The organism is Streptomyces sp. NPDC018610 (assembly GCF_044391765.1).
Classification (GTDB): domain Bacteria; phylum Actinomycetota; class Actinomycetes; order Streptomycetales; family Streptomycetaceae; genus Streptomyces.
The window spans coordinates 106,858-127,082 of sequence record NZ_JBISAL010000007.1; the positions used below are offsets into that span (position 1 = coordinate 106,858).

Sequence of the window (20,225 nt, forward strand, 5' to 3'; positions counted from 1 at the left end):
GTGGGACACTCCTCCGGGCTCCTGGAGCGAGGAGGACTCCCACACCGCGCACTGTTCCCCGTCACAGCGGTTCACGAACCCCGTGCCACCACGGCAGGGGAATCCCGACGGGAACAGGCTCCACGGGAGCCGCAACAAGGTCGTCGCACCACGGCGCAGCACTCCGCGCGCCGTGGCGGTGCCGCGCACCGGCGAGGGCTCGGAGGACGCACAGGGCGGATCCGGCACGGCGGCGGGGATGCCCGACGCCCCGCCGGCGAGGGGCCGCGCCGGCTGCTCGGCGGCACGCCCGCCGCGCACCGGGCGGGCCGCCCCGGGTGCCCCGCTCATGTCCTCCCGGCCGCCTCCGCCGCGACCGCCCACGAGAGCACACGGGGGACAGGGACGTCCTCCCGCGTGCCGACAGGAGGTCGGCCATGAAGGTCACCAGCGTCGCAGACCCCATTCTTCCGCTCTGTCAGCGTCTGCTCCCGAGCAGGATCGCGGGACTCTCGCTGGGCCTGCTGAAGGCGACCGCCCTGGAACTCGCGATCCTCGCGGGACACGTCCTCCTCTATCCCTCCGGAATCGTCCAGGAGCGCCGGGGACCGGCCTGCCCGCTCCCCGCGCCCGGCGGATCCGCCGCCCAGCAGCTGCCCGTGGAGGCCAAGCCCCCCGTGGTGCTGCTGCACGGGTTCATCGACAACCGCTCGGTGTTCGTCCTGCTGCGCCGCAGCCTGGCCCAGCACGGCCGGCAGCGCATGGAGTCCCTCAACTACTCGCCGCTGACCTGCGACATCCGCACCGCGGCCGAACTGCTCGGCCGGCACATCGAGGAGATCTGCGAGCGCACCGGAAGCAAGCGGGTCGACGTCGTCGGGCACAGCCTGGGCGGGCTGATCGCCCGCTACTACGTGCAGCGGCTCGGCGGTGACCTGCGGGTGCGCACCCTGGTCACCCTCGGCACCCCGCACGCCGGCACCCGGGTGGCACCGCTGGCCAACGCCCATCCGATCGTGCGCCAGATGCGCCCCGGTTCGGAACTGATCGAGGAACTGTCCCGTCCCGCACCGGGCTGCCGTACGTACTTCGTCAGCTTCTGGAGCGACCTCGACCACCTTATGGACCCGCTGGAGTCGGCGTGCGTCGAGCACCCCGACCTGAAGGCGGAGAACGTCCGGGTGAGCGGCATCGGCCATCTCGCGCTGCCCGTGCACCCGGCCGTCGCGAGCGGCATCCGGCAGGCGCTGGACACCGCGCGTCCCGGAGACCCGTCCACAGGGCACTCCGGCGGCCTGACCGTGGCCTGACGTTGACCCATCAGGGTCGAACCTCGCCTCGAACACAACGCCAAGGCCGTCTCGACGGCCCGCCGGAACACTGTCGATCGGCCGTTTCCCGCGTCGGGGGAGACGGCCGAAGATTGTCGCGCCCGCGTACCGCCGGGTACAGTCACCGCACTGCTCTGGCAGCCACTGTTGTCGAGGCGAAAGAGAAGTTGGTGAACGACCGTCACCCGTCGGGGTCCCCCGCCCCGGCTCCGGCCTCCGATGACGCCTCGGCGCCCTACGCGTCGTACGAGGGCGGACAGGAAGCCGCGTACGGCGACTTCACCACGTACGGCGAGTACGGCGCCACCGGTTTTCACACCGGCACGTACGACACGGCGGGCTACGGCGCCGACCCCGGCTTCGCCGGCCTCCCGACCGAGAGCGCCCAGGTCACCGGCGCCTACGACACAGCGCAGTGGTCCACGGGCAGCCACCGGACGCTGAACTACGACGTGTACGCGGCCCAGCACCACGCCTCGTACGACACCGGCGCCTACGACACGACGGCCTGGGCCACCGGGTATCAGCAACTGCCTTACGTGCCGCAGCAGTCCGCTCCCACCGAGACCAGCGGCCAGTGGGACGCGAGCGCCTGGCTCCAGCCCGACGGGCCGGACACCACGGACGAGGGCGCCCGCCAGTGGGACTGGAACGCCCAGACCCTCGACACCCAGACCTTCGAGGCGCAGGCCTTCGAGGCGCGGGCCTTCGACGCCCAGGGTTTCGACACCGGGGGTTTCGAGGCGCAGGCCTTCGACACCGGGGCCTACGACGCCACCCAGTGGAACACCGACGGCGCGGCCGGCGACGAGGGCGGCACACCCGGCCGGTTCCCCGAACCCCGGCAGCCGTACGACGACGCCGGCTCCGCCCCGGACGTCCCGGCGTCCCAGGAGCACGGCGACACCGGTGAACTGCCCGCCGTCGCCCTGCTGGAGGACCAGGAGGAGATCACACCGGTCCCCCTCCCCGCCCCGCGCGCCGCGGGCCGCGGCGCGGGCCGTTCCCGCCGCCGTTCCCCGGCCAAGCGGTCGGCACTGCTGACCGTGGCCGTGCCCTCGGTCTGCGTGCTGGGCGTGGCCGGGGCGGCCGCCGCCTCCGTGGGCACCTTCAGCCACGACGGTGACGACACCTCGGCGTCCGCGTCCGACGTGCACCCGGTCCAGCCGGCCACCGCCAACAACAAGCTGGACACCCAACTGCAGGGCCTGTCGGCGGGGGCGAACGACTTCGCCGACCGGGCCAGCCGTACGCAGGAGCGCATCGACCTCAAGGCGCAGCAGGCGGCCGAGCTGAGGAAGGCCGCCGAGGAGGCGGCCCGCAAGGAGCGACTGCGCCCCAAGTTCGTCCTGCCGGTCACCCAGCACGGGCTGAGCGCCTACTTCGGCCAGGCCGGCGTGAACTGGATGTCCGTGCACACCGGCATCGACTTCCCCGTCTCGTACGGGACCACGGTCATGGCCGCGACCGACGGCACGGTCCGCACGCAGTGGAACAGCGCCTACGGCAACATGCTGATCCTCACCGCGAAGGACGGCACCCAGACCTGGTACTGCCACCTCTCCAGTTACCGGGTTCCCTCCGGAACGACGGTCAAGGCCGGGGATCCCATCGCGTACTCGGGCAACTCAGGCAACTCGACGGGCCCGCATCTGCACTTCGAGGTCAGGCCCGCGGGCGGGTCGCCGATAGACCCCCTGCCGTGGCTGCGCAGCCACGGTCTCGACCCGGCGTAGTCCCGGTCCGTCCCGGGAAGAGGGATGAGCCCCCGCCGCGTGCGGGGGCTCACCGCTGTCTGCCTGAGGCCTACAGCTTCTCCACCGGCGCGTACCGCAGCAGCAGCCGCTTGGGCTTGGCGTCGCCGAAGTCGATCGTCGCCTCGGCGTTGCCGCCCGTGCCCTTGACGGCGACCACCGTGCCGAGGCCGAACTGGTCATGCGTGACCCGGTCGCCGACGGCGAGGGACACCACCGGCTTGTCGGCGGCACGGCGGGTGGCGAAGCCCGAGGCGCCGGACGCCGAAGAGCGGGAACGGGACGAGGACAGCGAGGCCGCCACGCCGGACGCCGCTCCGGAGGGCGCGGACACCGAGCCGCCCGTCCGCTTCCAGTCGACGTGCGTCTGCGGGATCTCCTCCAGGAACCGCGAGGGCGGGTTGTACGAGGGCTGCCCCCACGCGCTGCGCATCGCCGAGCGGGTCAGGTACAGCCGCTCCCGCGCGCGCGTGATGCCGACGTAGGCCAGCCGGCGCTCCTCCTCCAGCTCCTTGGTCTGGCCGAGGGCGCGCATGTGCGGGAAGACGCCGTCCTCCATGCCGGTGAGGAAGACGACCGGGAACTCCAGGCCCTTGGCGGTGTGCAGGGTCATCAGCGTGATGACGCCGTCGCCGTCCTCCTCGTCGGGGATCTGGTCGGAGTCGGCGACCAGGGCGACCTGCTCCAGGAACTCGGACAGCGCGACCGGCTCGCCCTCCCCGCGCTCCTGCTCGAACTCCAGGGCGACCGCGGCGAGTTCCTGGAGGTTCTCGATGCGGGTCTCGTCCTGCGGGTCGGTGGAGGACTGCAGCTCGGCGAGGTAACCGGTGCGTTCGAGTATGGCCTCCAGCACGGTCGCCGGTCCCGCGCCGGACTCGACGATGGTGCGCAGGTCCTCCATCAGCGTGTTGAACCGCTTGACGGCGTTCGTCGACCGCGCGGCCATGCCGTACGCCTCGTCGACGCGGCGCAGGGCCTGCGGGAAGCTGATCTTCTCGCGCTGGGCGAGGGCGTCGATCATCGCCTCGGCGCGATCGCCGATGCCGCGCTTGGGCACGTTGAGGATGCGGCGCAGCGGCACGGAGTCCTCGGGGTTGGCCAGCACCCGCAGGTAGGCGAGGACGTCCCGGACCTCCTTGCGCTCGTAGAAGCGGACACCGCCGACGACCTTGTAGGGCAGGCCGACGCGGATGAAGATCTCCTCGAAGACGCGGGACTGGGCGTTGGTGCGGTAGAAGACGGCGACATCGCCGGCCTTGGCCTCGCCCGCGTCGGTGAGGCGGTCTATCTCGTCGGCGACGAACTGCGCCTCGTCGTGCTCGGTGTCGGCGACGTACCCGGTGATGCGGGCGCCGGCGCCGGCGTTGGTCCACAGGTTCTTCGGGCGGCGCGACTCGTTGCGCTCGATGACCGCGTTGGCGGCGGACAGGATGGTCTGCGTGGAGCGGTAGTTCTGCTCCAGCAGGATCGTCGTCGCGTCCGGGTAGTCCTCCTCGAACTGGAGGATGTTGCGGATGGTGGCGCCACGGAAGGCGTAGATCGACTGGTCGGCGTCACCGACCACGCACAGCTCGGCGGGGCCCAGGTCGTCCGGGCCCGGCGGGACGTCCGCGGGGTGGGCGGCGGTGCCGACGAGCTCGCGCACCAGGGCGTACTGGGCGTGGTTGGTGTCCTGGTACTCGTCGACCAGGACGTGCCGGAAGCGGCGGCGGTAGTGCTCGGCGACGTCCGGGAAGGCGCGCAGCAGGTTGACCGTCGTCATGATCAGGTCGTCGAAGTCGAGGGCGTTGGCCTCGCGCAGCCGCGACTGGTAGAGCGCGTAGGCCTGGGCGAGGGTCTTCTCGAAACCGTCGGTGGCCTGGGCGGCGAAGTCCTCCTCGTCGATCAGCTCGTTCTTCAGGTTGCTGATCTTGGCGCTGAAGGACTTGGGCGGGTAGCGCTTGGGATCGAGGTCCAGGTCGCGGCAGACCAGGGCCATCAGGCGCTTGGAGTCGGCGGCGTCGTAGATCGAGAAGGAGGACGTGAAGCCGAGGCGCTTGCTCTCGCGGCGCAGGATGCGCACGCACGCGCTGTGGAAGGTCATCACCCACATCGCGTTGGCCCGCGGGCCGACCAGTTGTTCGACGCGCTCCTTCATCTCCCCGGCGGCCTTGTTGGTGAAGGTGATCGCGAGGATCTGGCCCGGGTGGACGCCCCGCTCCGCCAGCAGGTGGGCGATGCGGTGCGTGAGCACGCGGGTCTTGCCGGAGCCGGCGCCGGCCACGATGAGCAGCGGGGAGTCCGCGTGGACGACGGCGGCGCGCTGGTTCTCGTTCAGCCCCTCCAGGAGCGCGGCCGGGTCGAGGACGGGCCGGGGGGCTCCGTCGCGGTAGTAGGCGTCCCGCCCGTACCCGTCGGGGTCGTGGGGATCCGGGCGGTAGGAGGCCGGGTCCGGCGGCACGTCGAACTTCCCGCCGAACAGATCGTCCGGAACGGGCTCCGGAGCGTGATCGTCCTCGGGCGGCGGCGGAGGTTCTTCCCCATGGCCCCGCGGGGTCTGGAGGTCCGCCAGGAAGCTGTCGTCAAAGAGGCTGCTCATCGCTCTACGAGTCTAGGGCTCCCCACCGACAACCCGGGGCCGGATCGGCCGATCCCCCCACGGCGCCGAGTGGACCGGGCCAGCCACCGCCCGCGGAGCCGCGCGGCCCGGACCAGCCGCTCACCGGGCGGAGCCGGTCCGTCACGGCAACGGCACTGTTCGGCCAGGTCACGCATACGTATCGGGCATATCCCGCATCGACCTTCACACGAGCCTCACGGGTTGGTTACCGTTCCGTCGGGCCGCACGACCCCACCGGCGAACGGCGCCGGGCCGCGCGGCCTCCGCCGAATCCGGCCCCGCCGCCATGCGGGCCGGAGCCGGGATCCGCGCCCCGAGGGGAACCGGTCCGCCTTCTTCCAGGAGCTCCTTCCGCGAACGGGAACGAACGGGAACAGCAAGGCGCCCCTTCCTTCCGGAACGTCCGCCCGAACCCGACAGCCCACCCGGCAGGCGGACGATGGAAGGAGTCGCCCCCCTTGGCGTCGCACCGCAAGCTCCCTCCCCCCGTCACGAAGCTCCCTCCCCCGGTCACGAACACGGCGGGCCTGCCCGGTCCCGCACCGGCCGCGGCTCCCGCGCCGGCCGACCCGTCCCCGACAGCCGTGGCGTTGCTTCCCCACACGGCCGAGGCCACGCCCCTGGACGCCCGGGACCGCACGCCGAGCCGTGAAGAGGTCGAGAAGAAGATCGACGAGCTGTACCGGCGGGCCGACACGGCGGGCGACACCCCCCGAGGCGCCGGTGGCGGGCACGTCGGGGCCGAGGAGCCGACGGCCAGGCAGCGCGGCCGGGTCGCGGCGCTCCTCGACGACGTCACCAAGCGGACCGACATGCTCACCAGGGCGCGCGAGATGCTGGGCGCGTTCACCGCGGCCCCGAACCGCCCGGCGGCCGACGCTCCGGACGCCGCGGCCCTGCTGCTCGCGGACGCCCCTCGCGGCTACTTCGACCAGGCCCAGCTGATGAGCCGGCTGACCGCCCGCCAGAGGATCCGGGCCGGCGACCGGGCCGCCCAGCGGCCGACGCCCCAGACCGCCCCGACGCCCCCGGTTCCGGCGCCCCCGGCGGCCGCCGACCCGCGCTGCGCCCCGGACGAGTTGCGGCAGGCCGCACAGCCGTACGACATCAAGGCGGCGAAGGCCGGCGTCCAGCGCAAGCTCGCCGCCGCCCGCACACTGCTGTCGAACCTGACGGACGTGACGGATCTGACGGACGTGACGGACCTGACGGATCCGAGGGGCGGTCCGGAACCGGCCGCTCCGGCGGACGCGCGCCCGCGCCCGGAGCCCGCGGAGCACACGGCGACGGAGCAGACGGCCGCCGGGCGCGCCCCGGCCGACCACGCGGCGACCGGACACATGACGGCTGAGCACGTCACCGCGGGGACGGCCGAGGCGCACAAGGCCCTCGCCTTCGCCCGGGCCCAGATCGGCAAGCCGTGTCTCTGGGGCGCGTCGGGCCCCGGTTCCTACGACTGCTCGGGGCTCACCCAGGCCGCGTGGAAGGCCGCCGGTGTCGCCCTCCCGCGCACCGCCCGTGACCAGTCCGCGGCGGGCCCGGCGGTCCCGCTGTCCGAGGCGCTCCCCGGCGACCTCGTCTTCTTCGGAGACGACGCCGGCCACGTCGGCGTCTACGCCGGTCACGGCAGGATGATCCACGCCCCGGGGCCGGGCGCGTGCGTCACCGAGGACCCGGTCCTCGGTGACGGCGGGCCGACCGTGCACCACGTGGTGCGCCCGGTCTGAGGTGGACGCGCCGGCCTGAGGAGGGCCCCGGGGCACGCGGGCGTGCGCCGGGGGGCCGATGCGCGCGCGTCCTGGAAGAGACGGGGCGCCCGCCCGGAGGGGCGGCCCGCGCGTCCGGCACGTGTCGCCCCCGGCGCTTTTTCGGGTGCGCCCGCGCGCGTGCCCCGCTCGCACGGCGCGCACGGCTCCTTAAGATCATGACCATGCCCGTCGACTCACCCCTGCGCGCCTGGCTGGCGCAGCGTCCGCCCGCCGCCGGGGCCGCCGTGATGGCGAGCGGCATCGTGTCGATCGGGCTGCATCTGACGGGTCACGAGGCGCTCTCCCTGGCCGTCCTGGCGGTGGCCTGCGCCGCCTATCTCGCACTGGCCGCGGACTTCGCCGTACGGCTGCTGCGCGAGCGGCCGAGGTGGCTGGCCGAGGCGGGGACGCCGGGCGGGCTCACCGCCGTCGCCGCGACCACCGTGCTGGGGACGCGTTTCTCCGCACTGGGGTGGCAGACCCTCGCCGCGGCGTTGCTCGCGCTGGCGTTCGTGCTGTGGCCGTGGCTGCTCGTGCTGGTGGTGCGCAATGCGCGGCGCCCCATGCCCGGGGCCGTCTTCCTGTGCTGCGTGGCCACGGAGGGACTCGCCGTGCTCGGCGCGTCCCTGGCCGAGGCGGAGGCCGTGGCCTGGCTGGCGCACACGTCCCTGGTGTTCTTCTGGCTCGGCCTCGCGCTCTACCTCCTCGCACTGTCCCGGTTCGGACTGCGGGAGGTCCTCGAGGGGCACGGGGACCAGTGGGTCGCTGGCGGCGCGCTGGCGATCTCGACGCTCGCCGGCGCGAAGCTGATCGCCGCGGCGGATGCGGGACGGTACCTGTGGAACGACGACGACAGCGGTGTCCTGCACACCGTGACCGTCGCCCTGTTCGTCCTCGACCTGTGCTGGTACGCCGTCCTGCTCGTCGCCGAGTTCGTACGGCCCCGGCTCCACTACGACGTGCGCCGCTGGTCGACCGTCTTCCCCCTGGGGATGACGGCGGCGGCGGCGCTCACCGTCGTCACCGCCCTGCACGTCCCGGGGCTGGAGACGCCCGGCCGGGTGCTGCTGTGGATCTCGGTCGCGGCGTGGCTGGCGGTCGCCACGGGCGCGGTCGTGGAAGCGCGCGCGGAGCTCAGGTCCGTGCGCTGATCCTCACGCCCGCCTTCCCCCGGTCACGTCCACAGCACGGCGATGAAGACGTTCGTCATGGTCAGCAGTCCGACCAGGCCGAACAGGCTCTTGTCCACCTTCTCGTCGTCACGCTTGACGTAGACGAGACCCAGGATGACGATCAGCAGCGCGAGCTTGACGCCGATCTTGATGTTGTTGACGTGGAAGTCCTCGGCCTGGTTGAGGCCGACCAGGACGACGCCGGTGACCAGCATGGTGAGCGCGCCGTGCAGCATCGCCGGCACGAACCGGGCCGTGCCCCGGCCCATCGCCTTCATCTGGGTGAGGAAACCGCCGAGCAGCGCGGCGATGCCGATGATGTGCAGGCCGACGAAGAGATGGATGAGTACGTCCATGAGGCCGGAGCCTAATCTCAGCGCCCCGCCCCTCGGACACCGCCCCGGCCCCGAGCGCCACACCGGGACGGGCGGCCCCGACGGCCACCGCGGCACTCACAAGCCCCATAGCACCCTCTTGCTCCCGTTCACGCAGGAACCTCCGCATCGGTCATCACTCAGCGTGAAGTGGCCACCCCTGTGGCCTCGTCATGGTCACATGCGGTCACCGTTCGGTCCGCTCGTGCCAGTTCCGCACATGGAGGCGCCTGCCCGACGCGCTCAGCCCTAGCGTCCTTCCCCAGGTGACCGGCTCCCCAGCACCGCCCGGGTCAGGGGCGGCAGCCGGACACCCCGCCGAATGGTCCGGCGGCGGCACGCTCCCCCCTGTTCGGGCCGCCGCCGGGCACGCCAGCCCGCATCCGCGGCCGGACGAAGGGAACGTGACGTTTCAGGTGGCAGCGCACCGCAGGCCCCGACAACGCTCGCTCAGCGGCAGTGCCGCGGCGCGTACGGCCGTCACGATCGCCCTGGCGGGCGCGGCGACGGCGGCCGGCTTCGACGGTGTCGGCCAGGCCGCTCCTCAGCCGACGCCCACGCAGGTCAGGGCCAGGGTGGACCAGCTGTACCGGGAGGCGGAGGTCGCCACCCAGAAGTACGACGGCGCGAAGGAGAAGGCGGACGCGGCCGAGCGACGGCTGCGGACGCTGGGCGACGAGGCGGCCCGCGGCCAGGACCGGCTCAACTCGGCGCGGGACGCCCTGGGGTCGATCGCCGCCGCGCAGTACCGGGAGGGCGGGGTCGACCCCGCCCTGCGGTTGATGCTGTCCGACGACCCCGGGCGGTATCTGCGGGACGCCGAGTTCACCGAGCGGGCGGGCGCCCGGCAGACGGCCGCCGTGGCCGGCGTGCGCAGCCAGCTCGGGAGGATCGAGCGGCTGCGTGGGGCGGCCCGCGTCGAACTGACCTCGCTGCGATCACAGCAGGCGGAGCTGCGGCGGCACAAGAAGACGATCAACGGCAAGCTGAGCGAGGCCCGTCGGCTGCTGTCCCGGCTCACTCCGCCCGAGCGCGCCGCGATGACCGCGACGACCGGCCAGGGCGGGGACGCCGGAGCCGCCTCCCCTTCCTCCACGGCGTCCGCGCACGCGCTCGGCGGGCCGGGAGCGGTCGCGGCGCCCACCTCCCGGGCGGCGGCCGCCGTCGCGTACGCCTACCGCAAGCTCGGCAGCCCCTATGTCTGGGGCGCGACCGGGCCCGACGCCTTCGACTGCTCCGGCCTGGCCCAGGCCGCCTACCGCGCCGCCGGTGTCTCCCTCCCCCGCACCACCTACGCCCAGATCAACGCCGGCCACCGCGTGGCGCGGTCCGAGCTGCTCCCCGGTGACCTGGTGTTCTTCTACTCCGGGGTCAGCCACGTCGGCATCTACGTGGGCGACGGCCGCATGATCCACGCCCCGAACCCCTCCGCCCCCGTCCGCCTGGCCCCGATCGACCAGATGCCGTTCGCGGGGGCGACGCGGGTGGTGTGAGCGGGTCCGTCGCCGGGAGCCGTTCGCTCACACCAGCCGGCGTGCCGTGGCCCAGCGGGTCAGTTCGTGCCGGTTGGACAGCTGGAGCTTGCGCAGGACCGCCGACACGTGGGACTCCACCGTCTTCACGGAGATGAAGAGCTGCTTGGCGATCTCCTTGTAGGCGTAACCGCGGGCGATGAGCCTGAGCACCTCGCGCTCGCGCTGGGTGAGACGGTCGAGGTCCTCGTCGACCGGCGGAGCGTCGGTCGAGGCGAAGGCGTCGAGCACGAATCCCGCCAGCCGCGGCGAGAAGACCGCGTCCCCTTCCTGGACGCGGAAGATCGAGGCGACGAGGTCCGCCCCCGTGATCGTCTTCGTCACGTACCCGCGTGCCCCGCCGCGGATGACGCCGATCACGTCCTCCGCCGCGTCCGAGACGGACAGCGCGAGGAAGCGCACGGGCCGCTCGGCGTCGGCCATGAGGGCCGCGCAGCGGCGCAGCACCTCGACCCCGCCGCCGCCGGGGAGGTGCACGTCGAGCAGGACCACCTCGGGCCGTACCTCGGTGATCACATCGACCGCCTGGTCGACGTCGGCGGCCTCGCCGACCACCTCCACCCCGGTCTCCTCGGTCCGGCCGATCTCGGCCTGGACACCCGTGCGGAACATGCGGTGGTCGTCGACGAGGACCACGCGCACGCGTCGGCCGTCCGCCCCGTCGCCGGCCCCCCGCGCCGCCTCCGCTCCCGCCGTACCGTTCGCCTCGGTCGGGTCGCTCATCACGTGTTCTCCGCCCTCTCCATCTCCAGCTCGACCTCCGTGCCGCCGTCCGGCACCGCGCGCAGCCGGGCAGTGCCCCCGTGGCGCTCCATGCGGCCGATGATCGATTCTCTGACGCCCATGCGGTCGGCGGGTATCGCGTCGAGGTCGAACCCGGGACCGCGGTCCCGGACGGACACGAAGACCTTCTCCCCCTCCACCTCGGCGTAGACCTGCACGGCGCCGCCCTCGCCACCGTACTTGGCGGCATTCACCATGGCCTCCCGCGCGGCCTGCATCTGGGCGCCGATCCGCTCGTCGAGCGGGCAGTCGCCGACCACGACCACCTCTATGGGGACGCCGTGCTTGTCCTCCACCTCGGCGGCGTTGCGCTTGACCGCTTCGGCCAGGGTGGCCGGTTCGTCGGCCTCGTCCTTGCCGTTGCCCTCGGGTCTGTAGAGCCAGGCCCGCAGGTCGCGCTCCTGGGCGCGGGCCAGGCGGCGCACCTCTCCCGCGTTCTCCGCGTTGCGCTGGATCAGGGTCAGGGTGTGCAGCACCGAGTCGTGCACATGGGCCGCGACCTCGGCCCGCTCCTGGGCGCGGATGCGCATCAGACGCTCCTCGGAGAGGTCCTGCGTCATGCGCACGAGATACGGTCCGGCGAGCAGCGTTATGCCGACGAGGACGGCGAGCGCCGCCTGGAGGACCGAGCCGAGGTGGGCGGCCGAGCCCTGCAGCACGAAGATGGCCGAGACGCCGGCCGTGACCAGCAGGACGCCCGCGCCGGCGCGCAGCAGCGTGAGCGTGCGGCGGTGCCGGCCCACCTCGACCCAGCGGGCCCGCCGGGCGTTGTCCGCCTGGCGCCAGACCAGGGCGACGCCCGCGGCGACGAGCACGGCCGGCAGCAGATACGCCTTGGCGCCGCTGCCCAGGTCCACGCTGCCGACGAAGACCATCGCCACGACGACCATGAGGAGCAGGGCGAGTATCTGCCCCCGGTCGGGCTTGCGGGCGACGATCCTGCGGCGGCCGTCCGGCGACGTCTCGGTGGTGACGAGGGAGGGCGGCTTCTGGCCTCCCACTCCGCCGACGCCGAGCGGTACGAAGAACCAGAAGGCCGCGTACAGCAGCGCGCCGAGGCCGTCGGCCATGAACAGGCCCGCGAAGACGAGCCGCACCCAGACCACGGGCAGCCCGAGATGCCCGGCGAGGCCCCGCGCCACTCCGCCGAGCCAGCGTCCGTCGCTGCTGCGGTAGAGCTTGCGCGGCGGCCGCGGGTCGTCGAGAGGCAGTGCTGCGGCTTCCGGCATGCCATCGATGGTCACACGCCGCCGGAGCGAGGACATCAGGGTCCGCCCCCGAGACGCCCCTGATCTTCGCGCGGGCCGCGAGGGGCGCGACGCCGGCCGTCCCGGAGAGCCGTCGAACGCATCCCCGGCAGGAGTCAGGGGCGAATCAGGGTTCGGCCAGGGTCGTCCCGACTGCCGTCGCGGCGGCGCGCCCGTCACCATGGACGCATGACGAATCACCAGCACGCCGCGACGGGTCCGGAGCCCGGCTCCGGCCCCCGTCCGGTCCCGGGCGCCGGGCCGCGGGACACCGCGCCCGGCACGGGTGCGGGTGAGGAACCGCGCACGCCCGGGCACACGGGCGCGCGTGCGTGGGACACAAGCGGACAGCCGGGTGCGGGCGACCGCCCTCGCCGGACCGGAGAGGCGAGTGTGACGGGGACAGCGGGGGCGGCCGGCCCGGAGTCCGGCCTGGAGGCCGGGGCAGGAGGTGCAACGGCCGAGGGGCCCGGAGGCGCGGGGGGAGCGCCGAGGTTCCGGCGCGACAGACGGCACAGGCTGATCGCCGGGGTCTGTTCGGGACTGGGACGGCAGTGCGACATGGACCCGGTGATCTTCCGGATCACGCTGGCCGTGCTCGCCGCGACCGGCGGGATAGGCCTCATCTTCTACGGCTTCGCCTGGCTCCTCGTCCCCTTCGACGACGAGGACGAGAACGAGGTGCGCAAGCTCCTCACCGGCCGGGTGGACGGCCAGGCGCTGGCGGGCGTGCTGTTCGCGCTGGTGGGCTGCGGGGTGTTCCTGTCGATGCTGAGCAACGGCAGCGTGCTGACCTTCGCCGTCGTCCTCTCCCTGCTGCTCGCGGGAGCCGGGTACTGGTCGCGGCACCGCGGCTCCTCCGACCCGGATCCGCTGGCGGCCCAAGCCGCCGCCGACGCCCCGCCGGAGGCTCAGGCGCCGCCGTTCCCCGCCTCCTACCCCTCCTGGTGGCGCGACCCGATCGTCAAGGACGGCACCCATGTCGGCGGCACCGGCTATCTGTGGGGTCCCCGGGACTCCCGCGACCGGGACATCGCGGCCGCCGTCAACATCGGCCTGGGCAGTCCCGCGGGAGAGGAGGCCCGCACCCCGCGCTCGGAGCCGCCGAGCCCCCGGGGCCCGCGCTGGATCGGCGGCTGGATCTTCCTGCTGGCGCTGATCGCCGGAGGCCTGGCCACCCGGCTGACCTGGGACGACCACGCGCTCGGCACCAGTCTGCAGGCCGGCCTGGGCTGTGCGCTCGCCGTCTTCGGGCTGGGCATAGCGGTCAGCGCCTTCCTCGGGCGGACGGGCGCGGGGTCGGTCCTGCTGGCACTCGTCACCGCGGCCCTGCTCACCGCGTCCGCGGCGCTCCCCAAGGACATCGGCACCCGGTGGACGCACGCGACGTGGCGGCCGGCCGCGACGGCGGAGGTCCAGCGGAAGTACGACCTCGGCACCGGCGAGGGCACGCTCGACCTGACCCGAATACACGTCGGCCGGGGCCGGACGGTCACGGCCCGGGCCGAGGTCGGGGTGGGACGGCTGCGGGTGGTCGTTCCCCGGGACGTGACCGTCCTGGCGACCATCGACGTGGGTCTCGGCGACGTCCAGTTGCCGGGCGAGAAGTCCGACGACGTGGACGTGACTCCGGGCAGGCACCAGCAGGTGACTCTGGCCCCGGCATCGGGCGGCGAGGATGCCGGAACACTCGATCTCGACCTGCGGGTCGGCCTGGGACAGGCGGAGGTGAGCCGTGCTGCGTCATGAGTTCCAGCCCGGGAAGCTGGTGGCGGGTGTCTTCCTGGTAGCGGCGGGCGTCGTCTACGCCGGTGCCGCCGATGGTCTCTGGCGAACGCCCTGGTTCGCGGCCGTCCCCCTGGTCGTGGGCGGCCTGTGCCTGGCGGGAGTGACGGGACTGCTGAGCCGCACGATACGAAGACAGCGGGCGGGCCGTCGCCCAGCACCGGGCACCACCGGGTCCCGCGCCACCAGGCCGGACGCCACCGGGCCGGAGCCGACGGACTGAGCCGACTGACTGAGCCGACGGGGACCCATGCGACCGTCGAGCGTAGGACGGGCCCGAGGTCCGGAAGGAGCGAAGGACGGGCCCGAGGTCCGGAAGGAGCGAAGGACGGGCCCGAGGTCCGGAAGGGGTGACGAGAACGGTCAGCGGTAGCGGCGCGGACTGCGCCCGCGGCGTGTCCGCAGGGCGGCGTCCAGGGAGAACATCGGGGTGCCGGCCAGCACGAGAGGCAGCCAGGCCATGAGGTAGGCGAGGTCGTTGCCGTAGTAGTAGGGGGTGGTGGGCCAGCTGACCGTGAGCCACAGGCTGAGGGAGATCAGCGCGCCGCCGAGTGCGGCCAGTCGGCCCAACAGGCCGAACAGGACGCCGATGCCGACCGCCAGCTCTCCGGCGGCGATGGCGCAGCCGAAGCCGACCGGGGCCTTCAGCGCCAGGTCGACCAGGGCCGGGATGGCGGAGGAGCCGTGCGCGGCACGCATCGTGTCGCCGATCGACCCCGCGCCGGAGGCCTTCAGGAAGGCGCTGTCGGTGAGTTTGTCCAGGCCGGCGTAGATAAAGGTGACGCCCAGGAAGAAACGGAGGGGAAGGAGGGCATAACGGGCGGCGGTGTCACGCCAGTCACCGTGCCGGTCGTCGTACGAGGTCCGGGTGTCCATACGAACGCCGTGAGTCATCGCTGCCAGCCACCTCTCACCGCAAAGCCGTTCACTCCTCAACAGACCATACGTATGTAAGAAAGGGCTCACTCAATCACGCCGGGATGTTTTTCCGACTTCCGTATGATTTTGGCGCGCGCCCCTACGGCGCTCCCCGCGACCGCCCGAGCGGGCCGCGCCCTGCGCTCCCCCTCCCGGCGTTCCCTCTCGCGGCCTCGCGCGGCCCGACTCCCGCTCCCCACCGCCCCGGTCCGCCGCTCCCCTTCCCCCGTCCCCCGACTCGCCGCTCCCCGCTCTGCCGTCCCCCGGTCCGCCGCTCCCTCGCCCCAGGCTCCCCGTCCACTCGCCGACCGCCCGCTCACTCCCGTCCGCTCACTCCCGTCCGCTCACTCCGTCACGTCGATCGTGCACCGGTTCGTCTCCACGCCCGCCGCGGTCACGAGCTGGACCTCCACCCGGCCCGGTTCCACGTCCGCCGGGACGGGGACGGTCAGGGCCGCGTCCGTGGGGTTGCTGAAGCCGCCGGTGACGGGGACCAGGGGGACGTGGACGTTGACCGCGCCGATGCGGACCACCATCCGTGACAGCCGGTCGGCTCCCTGCGCACCGGGCGGGACGAACCCGGCCCCGCGGATCTCGATGTCGTCGCCGGTGCGGATCGGGGCGTCCAGGTCCCCGGCCTCCCGGGCCCGGACCACCGAGAGGATGACCGGCCGACCGCCCTCGGCGTACTTGCCCGCCAGGTAGGTCAGGGCCGACACCAGCACCACCACCGCCAGACCCCACGGCAGATCGGGCAGCTGATCGGGCCGCCGGGCCAGCCGCACCGCGGCGAACACGAGGGAGACAGCACTGATGACGACGTACTGGATGTCCGGGAAGGCGCCCCGTCCCGCGTCGTCGGTGAGGAGGTCGGCCGCCCGCGGCCGGTGGGCCCGCACCTTCTGGAGCCGTTGGCCCAGGACCCGCAGCCCGACCACCCGCCGCACCAGCACGGCGATCCCGCACACCACGGCGAGCACGGTGACCACGCCGGCGCCCCGGGCCAGGGCCAGCCCGTCGAGCAGCGCGTCACGCTCCGCGTGGTCGGAGGCCGCCGCGAGCCGGCCGGCCAGCACCAGCACCGCGTACACCACGAACAGCACCCACGCCGCGGCGACGGCGCGCGAGGTGGACAGGCGGTTGTCCTCGCCGATGACCGGGGCCAGCGCCCCGCCGCGCGCCCGGTGGAACCACGAGGCGGCCGTCACCGCCCCGGCCACCGCCACGGCTGCCAGGAGACCCGCCGTCCGTGCGGCGCTCCAGCCGGCGCCGATCGCCGTGAGCGCCTGCGTCAGGAGCAGCAGCACCACCGTCGCCCACACCGTGCACGCCGTCCAGGCCCAGAGCCGGGCCAGCCAGGCCTCGCCCTCGGCCCGGCCGCGGACGGCGACGAGTTCCGCGGACTGGGTCAGTTCCTCCGAGACCCACTGCCGGGAGGCCGACGCGGAGTGCGCCACGGCGGCGGGCAGCCCCTGCCCGGCGGCGAACTCCTCCCGCTTGAGGAGGAACGCGGCCACGGCCCGCCGGTGTCCCGTGCGCGCCCCGTGCGGGCAGTCCCCGCACGTGCAGCCGCCCGAGTGGGCAGCAGCCCCCGCGCTGTCTCTCGCTTCCTGCACCGCCACGCCCGACGCCCGCCTTCCCCGGAACCCGCAGAGACCCTGCGGCCAACACGCTTACGCCGACTGCGAATTGTGCCCTACCTGGCCGTCCGTGGTTACTCGCTCTGATCAGTGCGGGTGAAGCTCGGGGTGCCGTGTTGACCCGGGCGCGGGAATCGTCTTCCGGACGTGATCAGCTGGTGGGATCAGTCGGTGGAAGCAACTGGTGGGATCAGCCGGCGTGATCGTCCGGCGGGGCGGATGCCGGTCCGGCGGGGCCGGTCCGGCCCAGCAGGTCGGGTTCGCTACGGCTGATGTCCTGCCACAGGGGCTGGTAGTTGATCCACGCCACCAGGTCCCCGCCGAGCTGTTCCCGGGTGGCGACCGCCGCCTTGTGGTCGACGAGGACGGGCCGGCCCGCCGCCCGGGCGGTCAGCTGCACCTGGGCGCAGCGTTCCATCGACAGGAACCACCAGGCGGCGGCGTCCACCGAGTCGCCGACGGTGAGCAGCCCGTGATTGCGCAGCACCAGGGCCTTGCGGGAGCCCAGCACGGCCGCGATCCGGCGGCCCTCCTCGGCGTCGACGGTGACGCCCGTGTAGGCGTCGTAGAGGGCGTGGTCCTCGTGGAAGGCGCAGCTCTCCTGGGTGATGGGGTCCAGCAGTTCGCCCAGGGCCGCCAGCGCCCGGCCGTGCACGGAGTGGCAGTGGGCGACGGCGACGACGTCCGGGCGGGCCGCGTGGACCTGGGCGTGCACGGTGAAGGCGGCCTGGTTGACGTGGTGGGCGCCCTCGATGACCTGCCCGTCCTGGTTGGCGAGCACGAGGTCGTCCACCGTCACGTGCTTGAAGGGCATCCCGAAGGGGTTGACCCAGAAGCAGTCGCTGAACTCGGGGTCGCGGGCGGTGATGTGCCCGGAGACACCGTCCTCGAAGCCGTACCGTCCGAAGATCCGCAGGGCGCCGGCGAGCCGTTCCCTGCGGTACCGGCGTTCGTCCTCGACCGAGTCGTGCATCGGCGGCATGGCGAACCGCAGCTTGTCGGTCGGCAGGGGCGGGGGCGGGGTGGAGCCGTGCATGGGTCCTCCGGCGCGGGGTCGGCGTACGGCCGGAAGGTACCCGCGGTGGGGCCGGGAGGACAGCGCCGGTGTGTGAAGATGCGGCGCACGGCGCGGCCCGGCGCGGGAAAAGAGGGGCGTGAACGCGGGAGAGGTGGGGGGGGGGCGGGGCGCCCCCCCCCCCCCGCCCCCCCCCCCCCCGCCGGGGGGGGGGGGGCCCCCGGGGGGGGGGCCCCCCCCGCCCCGGCGGGGGGGGGCCCCGCCGCAGTGGGCGGGGGGGGGGGGGTGGTGGCGTGGGGGGGGGGGGGGGGGGGCGGGGCCCCGGGGGGGGGGGGGGGGTGGGCGGGGGGGGGGGGGCGGGGGGGGGGGGGGGGGGCCCCCCCCCCCCCCACCTCTCCCGGATCCTCCGCACCTGGCCGGTGGGAGTACTCCCGATCGGGTGGGACTACTCCCCCTCGGGCGGGGCTACTCCCACTCGATGGTGCCCGGCGGCTTCGAGGTGACGTCGAGGACGACCCGGTTGACGTCGCGCACCTCGTTGGTGATCCGGGTGGAGATCTTGGCGAGGACGTCGTACGGCAGACGCGACCAGTCCGCGGTCATCGCGTCCTCGGAGGACACCGGGCGCAGCACGATCGGATGGCCGTAGGTGCGGCCGTCGCCCTGGACGCCGACGCTGCGGACGTCCGCGAGCAGCACGACGGGGCACTGCCAGATGTCGCGGTCCAGGCCGGCCGCGCTGAGCTCCTCGCGGGCGATGGCGTCGGCCTCGCGCAGCAGGTCCAGGCGCTCCTTGGTGACCTCGCCGACGATGCGGATGCCGAGGCCGGGGCCGGGGAAGGGCTGGCGCTGGACGATCTCCTCGGGCAGGCCCAGTTCCTGGCCGACCATGCGGACCTCGTCCTTGAACAGCTTGCGCAGCGGCTCGATCAGCTTGAACTCGAGGTCCTCGGGCAGGCCGCCGACGTTGTGGTGCGACTTGATGTTGGCGGTGCCGGTGCCGCCGCCGGACTCGACGACGTCCGGGTAGAGCGTGCCCTGGACGAGGAACTCGACCGCCGGGCCCTCGTCCGCGATGATCTCGGCCTGGGCCTGCTCGAAGACCCGGATGAACTCGCGGCCGATGATCTTCCGCTTCTCCTCGGGGTCGGAGACCCCCTTCAGAGCGGTGAGGAAGCGTTCCTCGGCGTCGACGACCTTCAGCTGGACGCCGGTCGCGGCCACGAAGTCCTTCTCGACCTGCTCGGTCTCGCCCTTGCGCATCAGACCGTGGTCGACGTAGACGCAGGTGAGCTGGGAGCCGATGGCCTTCTGGACGAGGGCCGCGGCGACGGCGGAGTCCACGCCGCCGGACAGACCGCAGATGGCGCGCTTGTCGCCGACCAGTTCGCGGATGGCGGCGACCTGCTCGTCGATGACGTTGCCCGTGGTCCAGTCGGGCTTCAGGCCCGCGCCGCGGTACAGGAAGTGCTCCAGCACCTGCTGGCCGTGCGTGGAGTGCATGACCTCGGGGTGGTACTGGACGCCGTAGAGCTTCTTGTCGTCGTTCTCGAACGCGGCGACCGGGACGACGTCCGTGGAGGCCGTGACGGTGAAGCCCTCGGGGGCGGCGGAGCAGGCGTCGCCGTGCGACATCCACACGGCCTGCTCGTCCGGGGTGCCCTCGAAGAGCGTGGAGGAGGGCTTGGAGACGGCGAGGTCGGTGCGGCCGTACTCGCGCGCACCGGTGTTGTCCACGGTTCCGCCGAGGACCTGGGCCATCAGCTGGAAGCCGTAGCACATGCCGAAGACGGGCACGCCGGACTCGAAGATCTCGCGGTCCAGGCGGGGGGCGCCCTCTTCGTACACCGAGGAGGGGCCGCCGGAGAGGATGATCGCCGCCGGGTTCTTGGCGAGCATGTCCTCGACCGGCATGGTGCTCGGCACGATCTCGCTGTAGACCCGGGCCTCGCGGACGCGACGGGCGATGAGCTGGGCGTACTGCGCGCCGAAGTCGACGACCAGGACGGTGTCGGGGGCGGCGGCAGCGGGGGTCGCTGATGACACGGGGTGCCTTCCGGCGGTTGGGCGGGGGCTGTGTACACCGATTCTAACGGGGTGGGCACGGGTGACGTCCCGAGCTCCGACGACGGTCACGGTCCGGAGCCGGCGTCTCACCATCCGAACCGGCTTGGACGCCGGCCGTCACGGCGTCATACTGGAACCATGCTCTCGCAGACCACGACCTTCCTGTTTACCTATGGCACCCGGCCCGCCGGCTGCCATGGTCGTGTCGCTTGAGCTACTGACGAGCGACTTCCCAGGCGCCCCGGGCCGACAAGGCCCGGGGCGCCTGGCGTTTCCTTCGG

15 protein-coding genes are annotated in these 20,225 nt (G+C 73.2%); 7 read left to right on the forward strand and 8 right to left on the reverse strand.

Annotation, left to right across the window (positions count from 1 at the left end; translation table 11 throughout):
• Positions 1 to 416: 416 nt before the first annotated feature.
• Both ACH5A8_RS19065 and ACH5A8_RS19070 read left to right on the forward strand, forming a co-directional pair.
• Entirely contained in the window at positions 417 to 1,289 is an 873-nt protein-coding gene (locus ACH5A8_RS19065; protein ID WP_399003378.1) for an esterase/lipase family protein, read from the forward strand.
• A gap of 191 nt (positions 1,290 to 1,480) precedes the next feature.
• The gene (locus ACH5A8_RS19070) at positions 1,481 to 3,046 is read left to right on the forward strand and encodes a M23 family metallopeptidase (RefSeq protein WP_399003380.1); all 1,566 of its coding nucleotides are present in this window, start codon (positions 1,481 to 1,483) and stop codon (positions 3,044 to 3,046) included.
• A gap of 70 nt (positions 3,047 to 3,116) precedes the next feature.
• Here the strand turns inward: ACH5A8_RS19070 and pcrA are convergent, their stop codons facing one another.
• Positions 3,117 to 5,642, reverse strand: coding sequence for a DNA helicase PcrA (gene pcrA, locus ACH5A8_RS19075; protein WP_399003382.1), 2,526 nt, complete (start codon positions 5,640 to 5,642; stop codon positions 3,117 to 3,119).
• Positions 5,643 to 6,247: 605 nt separating this feature from the next.
• On the opposite strand from pcrA, the gene ACH5A8_RS19080 reads away from it, so the two are divergent.
• Both ACH5A8_RS19080 and ACH5A8_RS19085 read left to right on the forward strand, forming a co-directional pair.
• A complete protein-coding gene (locus ACH5A8_RS19080; RefSeq protein ID WP_399003384.1) occupies positions 6,248 to 7,390 on the forward strand; it encodes a C40 family peptidase in 1,143 nt (380 codons plus the stop codon).
• A gap of 203 nt (positions 7,391 to 7,593) precedes the next feature.
• Positions 7,594 to 8,562, forward strand: a complete 969-nt coding sequence (locus tag ACH5A8_RS19085; RefSeq protein ID WP_399003386.1) for a tellurite resistance/C4-dicarboxylate transporter family protein — start codon at positions 7,594 to 7,596, stop codon at positions 8,560 to 8,562.
• Between the two features lie 23 nt (positions 8,563 to 8,585).
• Here the strand turns inward: ACH5A8_RS19085 and ACH5A8_RS19090 are convergent, their stop codons facing one another.
• A complete protein-coding gene (locus ACH5A8_RS19090) occupies positions 8,586 to 8,939 on the reverse strand; it encodes a hypothetical protein (RefSeq protein ID WP_399003388.1) in 354 nt (117 codons plus the stop codon).
• A 434-nt stretch (positions 8,940 to 9,373) separates the two neighbouring features.
• On the opposite strand from ACH5A8_RS19090, the gene ACH5A8_RS19095 reads away from it, so the two are divergent.
• Positions 9,374 to 10,450 carry an NlpC/P60 family protein gene (locus tag ACH5A8_RS19095; RefSeq protein WP_399003945.1) on the forward strand — a complete coding sequence of 359 codons (1,077 nt, stop codon included), beginning with the start codon at positions 9,374 to 9,376 and terminating at the stop codon, positions 10,448 to 10,450.
• 27 nt (positions 10,451 to 10,477) lie between these two features.
• Here the strand turns inward: ACH5A8_RS19095 and ACH5A8_RS19100 are convergent, their stop codons facing one another.
• Both ACH5A8_RS19100 and ACH5A8_RS19105 read right to left on the reverse strand, forming a co-directional pair.
• Positions 10,478 to 11,212, reverse strand: a complete 735-nt coding sequence (locus ACH5A8_RS19100; protein ID WP_399003390.1) for a LuxR C-terminal-related transcriptional regulator — start codon at positions 11,210 to 11,212, stop codon at positions 10,478 to 10,480.
• Complete coding sequence (locus ACH5A8_RS19105) at positions 11,212 to 12,501, reverse strand: PspC domain-containing protein (protein WP_399003392.1); 1,290 nt, start codon at positions 12,499 to 12,501, stop codon at positions 11,212 to 11,214. Before ACH5A8_RS19105 ends, ACH5A8_RS19100 begins: the two co-directional genes overlap by 1 nt.
• Before the next feature lie 207 nt (positions 12,502 to 12,708).
• Between ACH5A8_RS19105 and ACH5A8_RS19110 the strand changes: the two genes are divergently transcribed.
• Positions 12,709 to 14,268 (forward strand): PspC domain-containing protein, encoded by a 1,560-nt coding sequence (locus tag ACH5A8_RS19110; protein ID WP_399003394.1) that lies wholly within the window; start codon positions 12,709 to 12,711, stop codon positions 14,266 to 14,268.
• On the forward strand, positions 14,255 to 14,527 hold the full coding sequence (locus tag ACH5A8_RS19115; protein ID WP_399003396.1) for a hypothetical protein: 273 nt from the start codon (positions 14,255 to 14,257) through the stop codon (positions 14,525 to 14,527). The genes ACH5A8_RS19110 and ACH5A8_RS19115 overlap by 14 nt, the downstream gene beginning before the upstream one ends.
• Before the next feature lie 140 nt (positions 14,528 to 14,667).
• Here the strand turns inward: ACH5A8_RS19115 and ACH5A8_RS19120 are convergent, their stop codons facing one another.
• The 4 genes from ACH5A8_RS19120 to guaA form a co-directional block, all read right to left on the reverse strand.
• The gene (locus ACH5A8_RS19120) at positions 14,668 to 15,198 is read right to left on the reverse strand and encodes a DoxX family protein (protein ID WP_399003398.1); all 531 of its coding nucleotides are present in this window, start codon (positions 15,196 to 15,198) and stop codon (positions 14,668 to 14,670) included.
• 368 nt (positions 15,199 to 15,566) lie between these two features.
• The gene (locus ACH5A8_RS19125; RefSeq protein ID WP_399003400.1) at positions 15,567 to 16,844 is read right to left on the reverse strand and encodes a hypothetical protein; all 1,278 of its coding nucleotides are present in this window, start codon (positions 16,842 to 16,844) and stop codon (positions 15,567 to 15,569) included.
• A gap of 208 nt (positions 16,845 to 17,052) precedes the next feature.
• A complete protein-coding gene (locus tag ACH5A8_RS19130) occupies positions 17,053 to 17,898 on the reverse strand; it encodes a class II aldolase/adducin family protein (RefSeq protein ID WP_399003402.1) in 846 nt (281 codons plus the stop codon).
• 444 nt (positions 17,899 to 18,342) lie between these two features.
• The gene (gene guaA, locus ACH5A8_RS19135; RefSeq protein ID WP_399003404.1) at positions 18,343 to 19,923 is read right to left on the reverse strand and encodes a glutamine-hydrolyzing GMP synthase; all 1,581 of its coding nucleotides are present in this window, start codon (positions 19,921 to 19,923) and stop codon (positions 18,343 to 18,345) included.
• Between the last annotated feature and the right edge of the window lie 302 nt (positions 19,924 to 20,225).

Bases quoted from the DNA above. Each gene is read 5' to 3' on its own strand.
- ACH5A8_RS19065 (WP_399003378.1), top strand. From the start codon at position 417: ATGAAGGTCACCAGCGTCGCAGACCCCATTCTTCCGCTCTGTCAGCGT.
- pcrA (WP_399003382.1), bottom strand. From the start codon at position 5,642: ATGAGCAGCCTCTTTGACGACAGCTTCCTGGCGGACCTCCAGACCCCG.
- ACH5A8_RS19085 (WP_399003386.1), top strand. From the start codon at position 7,594: ATGCCCGTCGACTCACCCCTGCGCGCCTGGCTGGCGCAGCGTCCGCCC.
- ACH5A8_RS19090 (WP_399003388.1), bottom strand. From the start codon at position 8,939: ATGGACGTACTCATCCATCTCTTCGTCGGCCTGCACATCATCGGCATC.
- ACH5A8_RS19100 (WP_399003390.1), bottom strand. From the start codon at position 11,212: ATGAGCGACCCGACCGAGGCGAACGGTACGGCGGGAGCGGAGGCGGCG.
- ACH5A8_RS19105 (WP_399003392.1), bottom strand. From the start codon at position 12,501: ATGCCGGAAGCCGCAGCACTGCCTCTCGACGACCCGCGGCCGCCGCGC.
- ACH5A8_RS19110 (WP_399003394.1), top strand. From the start codon at position 12,709: ATGACGAATCACCAGCACGCCGCGACGGGTCCGGAGCCCGGCTCCGGC.
- ACH5A8_RS19120 (WP_399003398.1), bottom strand. From the start codon at position 15,198: ATGACTCACGGCGTTCGTATGGACACCCGGACCTCGTACGACGACCGG.
- ACH5A8_RS19130 (WP_399003402.1), bottom strand. From the start codon at position 17,898: ATGCACGGCTCCACCCCGCCCCCGCCCCTGCCGACCGACAAGCTGCGG.